The sequence below is a fragment of the Microbacterium sp. SCN 69-37 genome, assembly GCF_001724435.1.
Classification (GTDB): domain Bacteria; phylum Actinomycetota; class Actinomycetes; order Actinomycetales; family Microbacteriaceae; genus Microbacterium; species Microbacterium laevaniformans.
Genome location: NZ_MEEL01000069.1, coordinates 1 through 5504, shown reverse-complemented (window position 1 = coordinate 5504; position 5504 = coordinate 1). Strand labels below are relative to the sequence as shown.

Genomic DNA, 5504 nt, shown 5'->3' with positions numbered 1-5504 from the left:
GATCGGCACCCGCGCCGACCCTGAACTCGAAGCCCGAGCGACCGCCGTCCTGGAACAGATCGGCCCACCACTGGCCGCTTGACAGCAATAGGAGCATCCGCAAGTGAGAACTGATGAATAGTGCTCCCTGCAAGAAGGTACTTGCACCAGACGCCTGGGCGCTCGGCAACGCTCGCCAACGGCGCCGGCAGCTGATCGCGCTCGAGCGGACGCCCTACCCCAAAGCTGCCCGCGATCTCCTGCAGCACATCCCGTCGATCGGGGCTTGACCCCGCGCGCTCATCCGACTAGTGTTGTGCATGTCAGATACACAACTTAGGTCGACGGGGAGTTCTCGTCGACACGGCGAGCACTCTCCCGAGTGACACGCGACCGCGAGCCGGCCGGCACAGGCCCCGGCCCGCGGCCGCTCCACCCTCGCCGTCCGCGAACGGCCGGGGAACCGGCCTATATGCAGTGAGACCCGGGAGGTCACCCAATGAAGCTCACCCGCACCGCAGGCGCAGCCGCCGGCGTCGTCGGCATCGCCGCGGCCGCCGCGCTGCTGCTGTGGCCGGCCCCGCACGCCGGCGACAGCCTCTCCCCCGTCACGCTCCCCACGGCGACTTCGACAACCGCACAGTCCTCCCCAATGTCTGCCGCGGCCGAGGAGTACTCGCGGGAGGAGTTCGGCCCTCGCTGGGCCGACGTCGACCGCAACGGCTGCGACACCCGCAACGACATCCTCGGACGCGATCTCGTCGACGTCGTCCACAAGCCCGGAACCAACGACTGCGTCGTGCTCACCGGCATCCTGCACGACCCATTCACCGGGGAGACGGTCACCTTCACCCGTGTCAACGAGGGCTACCAGCCCGTGCAGATCGACCACATCTTCCCTCTCGCGGTCGCCTGGTCATCCGGCGCCGCCAGCTGGACGACCGAGCAGCGCACGCAGTTCGCGAACGATCCCGCCAACCTGCAGGCCACCACCGCCAACCAGGTGAAGGGAGACAGCACCCCGAGTGAATGGCTGCCCACCGGCGCCGCGGCCTGCACCTACGCAACCCGCTACCTCGAGGTCACCGACACCTACGCCCTCGAGATCTCCGCAGCCGACCTCAGCGCCCTCGACGAGGCGCTGACCCGCTGCCCGAGCACTCGATAACCCAGGAGACCGACATGAGCCTCACCCTCCGGCGCATCAGCGACGAGACCGGCACCAACTACACCGACCTGTTCGCTGATCTCGACCCCGACAGCTTCGACCTGCTGCCCGGCGAGCTCGGCCCCCGCGGTGTCGACGCCATGGTCCCCAACGCGCCCCACTCCCCCCGCGCCAACGCGGACGGCCCACTCGGGGCGGTCATCGTCCGGTGGATTCAGTCGCGGGTCGACACCCCTGCCGACCGATACGGCTGGCAGTACCTCGACGCCGCCGACGTCCACACCATCGCCTACCTCGACGACGCCAGCGGCGAGCTCGAGTTCATCAACATCTTCGGCCACGTCGAGCACGGCCGGCGCGGCTACCGACTGCGGACCATCGCCGACGCCCTCGGCCTGCTCATCGAGCACGACCTGCACTGAGAGGACACCACCGATGTCGACCCTCGATCTCCTCACCGACACCTTTCCGCACGGAACCCCGGACGGCTATCGTCTCGGCTGCCGCACCGCGGCGTGCCCGGCCGTCCTGCCCTGCCGTGAGGTGCACAGCCGCTACTGCGGCGACTTCACCTTCGCCAAGCTCATCGACGCCGGCGTGCCGCTGGCCGAGATCCTCGAGCGCGACGCCGCCGAGAAAGAGAGCATCCGCCACCGCGACCAGATCGCCGCCCGCAAGGCACGACGAGCAGCTGCACAGCCGAAGGCGGCGGCGCGAACGAAGACGGCGACCCGGCCTCGCGCCGCGGGAACCACGACGTCGCCCCGGCCGAAGCCGGCCGCCGCACAGCAGCCCGCTCGCACATCCCGGCCGCAGCGCCCCCACCCCGGGCACAAGTGGCTCGCCGAGGCGACCGAGGCGATCGCGCAGCTGCCGGCAGACATGCAGGCGCAGCGTCGGGAGGATCTCGCCCAGTACCGACGCGACCTCGATCGTCACGTCGCAGAGCTCGCCCAGTGGCAGGAGCGACGGGACGCGGCCCGCGCTCACCTGAAAGCCGCGGCCTCGACACTCAAGACCGCGACGATCGCCTCCGGCACCGGCCTGTCTGTTAGCGGCGCGATCGAGAACGCGCTGCACGCCGCCACCATCCAGCACCAAGCGGCGACCGACACGCTCGCGCAGGTCGACCAGCAGAAGCCTCCGGCACCGGCCAAGCCCCGCGCACCGCGGCCGCCTCGTGCGCCTCGCATCAGCAAACCCCGTCAGCTGCAGCCGCACGGCACGAACGCCTGCCGAGCTCGCGGCTGCGACCGTCCCGAGTGCATCGAAGCGGGCCGCGAGTATCACCGGATCTGGATGCAACAGCGCCGCGCCGAAAGCATCCCCCTCGAGCACCACGGCACCGCCTACGGGTATCAGCTGGGATGCAAAGACCGGGAGACCTGCCCCGCAGAGATCTCCTGCGCCGACGCCTCCCTCGCCGAAGAGCGCCGCCGGCGCCGCGAAGCCGGCATCGGCGAGCAAGCTCCTCGCGTCCCCGCCGAACCCGTCCGCGAGCACGTCCGTCAGCTGATGGCCGGCGGCATGACCGTCCTGGGCATCGCGGAGAAGGCGGGCGTGTCCAAGACCGGGGTGAAGATCCTGCTCTACGGACGCTCGGGCGCACGCAAGGGCGAACTCCCCCGCGAGATCGAAGAGACCAAGGCGCAGCGCATCCTCGCGCTGCAGCCCGCCGACGCCACCCTGGCGATCTCCGCCTGATCCCCTCGACGCCCACCCGGTAGCATCGAGGCCTGGGCACCCGTCCGTAGAGCATCCTCTGTTCGCAGTGGTGCCGCCCTCCCAGTTGTGTATCTGACAATCCGCATCTGAGTTGGCTCCGGACGGGTGCCCTTTCTCTTTGCCTGCAGACGCGGATTACTCGTCGTCGTCGTCGCCGATCGCGATAAACCGGAACTCCGGGTGCCGACGTCGCGCCGACGCCAGCAGGGCATCCATCTCCCCGGTCGCCGAGTGAGTGCGAACGGTCAGCTGCTCGCCGGAGAGCCGGTACGTCGCCAGCGCCATATCGAGCAGTCGCGTCGCTACACCCTTCCCGCGCCAAGCCTCATCGACCTCGACGTGCTCGAGGTAGAGATCCTGGTCGTCGATCCACCGCATCACGAGCGTTCCGTGCGTCACCCCGGCCCTGTCCTCCTCCCAACACGCCACCCGCGAGGGCTCTTTCCTCGCCTGCATCACCACGTACTCGTCCATGTCGCTCTCCCGTTCGATCGTGAGCACCTTCACTAAGAAATATCGGCCGCGCGGCTCCCGAACCGTGAAGCGTCCCTGTCCTCGTCGACGAGGCCCACCCACTGTGCGGCCAGACACTCACGACCCGGAGAACCACCGAGCCGGCGCGGCCGCCGCCCACTGATCCAACGCCGGCGACGAGTACCCGAAGTAACGCAGGATCAGCAGCGCGGCGTTGTAGGCGAAGAGGCACCCCAGCCTCACCTGGAAGTTGATCACCCGCGGGATCGCGGGGTAGTCGGTTGACGTGATCCCGTCTTCATCCCTCGTTGTGGACTGGAAGGCGAGCGAGATCACCGAGGGGTGCGTGTTGTCGGAGAGCACGTCGTACAGCGCTGCGGCCCCGGTCATGTGGAGCTCGAGAAAGAGACCGATCGACTTGCCCAGGGGCAGCATCGGCTCGCCGCCGATCCGCCACTCGTCAATCTGCTGCGGGTTGTCCAGAGGAGTGTCGACGTCGTCGAAGAGCTCACGGATGCGGGCGAGGAGCTCGTCGCGCTTGCCCTTGAACTGCTTCGCCCGGGGCTTGTCCCACTTGCCGGCTGTGAACCGCTGCCGCTGTATCGCCGCCAGGTGATCGAGCATTTCACGTGCGACCCTGCGGGTGCCCGCCTCCGCCTCCGGGAGCGGCTCAAGCAGCCACGCGACTCGACCGGCGTACTCGAGCTCCGATCTCACCAGCGGCCAAACACCCAGAGGAATCATCGGCTCAGCGCGCAGCAACGTCACCACGGACCGCAGCTGCAGCACGATCGCGTTGACCAGGTTGCCCGCCATCTGGCCATGGGCGTACTCGAGGTTCCGCGGCCGGTTCTCCGGGAACGCCTGCACGATCGCACGGGCGTCGAGCGCGGATGCCGAGTCCGGTGCTGCGCCGGCACCGGACTGAGCCGAATCCTCGTGCCATGCGGCGATGAGCGCCTCGCACACCTCCGCGAGCTTTATCGGGCTCAGGTCGCCGTCGTCGCTCGCCGCCGCCCGGTCGTAAGTGGTCATCTACCCAATTCCTTGTCGTCGTTGTCGCTGTAATCCGCTACAAGATGTCCAACCCCGGCCCAGTAGTTCTCAGTCGCAATAAGCCTCGAGGACCACCTCGATCAAGGCCATTTAGAGCCTCCGCTGCACTACCGCCTCGTCTATGTGCGCGGCGGAAAGGGCGGTTCTGTGGAGGACGGTGACGGCGATCGCGCCAAGGATCGCGAGTCCGAGGAGCGCGATGGCGGCGATCGGCAGGCCGATGGCGCCGAGCCATCCGGCGATCGGGTAGCTGATCAGAAAGCAGCCGTGGGACAGGGCGAACTGAGCGGTGTAGACCAGGTTGCGGTTGGCGGGGGTGGATGCGTCGGCGAGAAGCCGCGACGAGGGGGTATTGATCAGTGATGTGCTGGCTCCGAGGAGCGCCCAGGTGGCGAGCAGCGCCCACCACCCCTCCCCCGTCGATACCGCGACGACCGTCATGGCGACAGCGGCGCCCATGGCGGCGACGAGGAGCCAAGCACCGATGCTCATGGTGCGGAGCACTCCGATTCTGTCCACGATCCAGGGGACGTTCAGCGCGACGACGAGGGACCCGACACCGTACGCGCCGAGCGCGAGGGCGAGCGCGGAGTCATCGAGGCCGAACACGCCCTTGGCGTAGACGACGGAGTTGACCAGGACAATCGCGGTGCCGGCTGCGACGACGATGTTAGCGGCCATCAGGAAGCGGAGGCTGGGGGTGCGGGCGAAGACGCGCAGGCCGGTGGGCAGCCGTTCCCAGAAGGTACCGGTGATCGCCTCCGGGACGTGAGCGGGGAGGCGGGCGATGAGGACGAGGGTGGCGGAGGCTGCGAAACCGAGCGCGGTGCCGATGAACAGGTTGTTGTAGCTGATCACGGTGAGCAGGGCTGCGGCGATGACAGGGCTGAGGATCGAGTCCAGGTCGTAGGCGAGGCGGGAGAGCGCGAGCGCACGGGTGTACTGCTGGAGGTCGGGCAGCACGCTCGGGATGAGCGATTGGAACGCGGGGGTGAAGGTCGCAGACGCGGATTGCAGCACGAACACGAGCAGGTAGATCTGCCAGGTGTCCTGGACGAAGGGCAGGGTGAGCGCGATCGCGAGTCGGACCGCGTCGGCGCCG

At 68.3% G+C, this 5504-nt stretch carries 6 protein-coding genes; 3 read left to right on the top strand and 3 right to left on the bottom strand.

Translation table 11 applies throughout. The annotated features are described in order from the left end of the window. Positions 1-478: 478 nt before the first annotated feature. From ABS64_RS14635 to ABS64_RS14625, 3 genes are read left to right on the top strand one after another with little or no spacing between them, the layout of a single operon-like run. Positions 479-1147, top strand: a complete 669-nt coding sequence (locus tag ABS64_RS14635; protein ID WP_061018327.1) for an HNH endonuclease family protein — start codon at positions 479-481, stop codon at positions 1145-1147. A gap of 14 nt (positions 1148-1161) precedes the next feature. Next, entirely contained in the window at positions 1162-1569 is a 408-nt protein-coding gene (locus ABS64_RS14630; protein ID WP_061018329.1) for a hypothetical protein, read from the top strand. Positions 1570-1582: 13 nt separating this feature from the next. Continuing rightward, positions 1583-2851, top strand: coding sequence for a hypothetical protein (locus ABS64_RS14625; RefSeq protein WP_292684521.1), 1269 nt, complete (start codon positions 1583-1585; stop codon positions 2849-2851). 156 nt (positions 2852-3007) lie between these two features. On the opposite strand, the gene ABS64_RS14620 is transcribed toward ABS64_RS14625, so the two are convergent. The 3 genes from ABS64_RS14620 to ABS64_RS14610 form a co-directional block, all read right to left on the bottom strand. Then, a complete protein-coding gene (locus ABS64_RS14620; protein ID WP_061018333.1) occupies positions 3008-3379 on the bottom strand; it encodes a GNAT family N-acetyltransferase in 372 nt (123 codons plus the stop codon). Between the two features lie 84 nt (positions 3380-3463). Next, positions 3464-4381: a hypothetical protein gene (locus tag ABS64_RS14615; protein WP_061018335.1), complete on the bottom strand. Its 918-nt coding sequence runs from the start codon at positions 4379-4381 to the stop codon at positions 3464-3466. A 111-nt stretch (positions 4382-4492) separates the two neighbouring features. Next, the coding region (locus tag ABS64_RS14610) for an MFS transporter (RefSeq protein ID WP_292684516.1) at positions 4493-5504 on the bottom strand (1012 nt) is incomplete at its 5' end.

What these genes read in the sequence shown, in the direction of transcription:
- ABS64_RS14635 (WP_061018327.1), top strand. Translation starts at nt 479, where the DNA reads ATGAAGCTCACCCGCACCGCAGGCGCAGCCGCCGGCGTCGTCGGCATC.
- ABS64_RS14630 (WP_061018329.1), top strand. Translation starts at nt 1,162, where the DNA reads ATGAGCCTCACCCTCCGGCGCATCAGCGACGAGACCGGCACCAACTAC.
- ABS64_RS14625 (WP_292684521.1), top strand. Translation starts at nt 1,583, where the DNA reads ATGTCGACCCTCGATCTCCTCACCGACACCTTTCCGCACGGAACCCCG.
- ABS64_RS14615 (WP_061018335.1), bottom strand. Translation starts at nt 4,381, where the DNA reads ATGACCACTTACGACCGGGCGGCGGCGAGCGACGACGGCGACCTGAGC.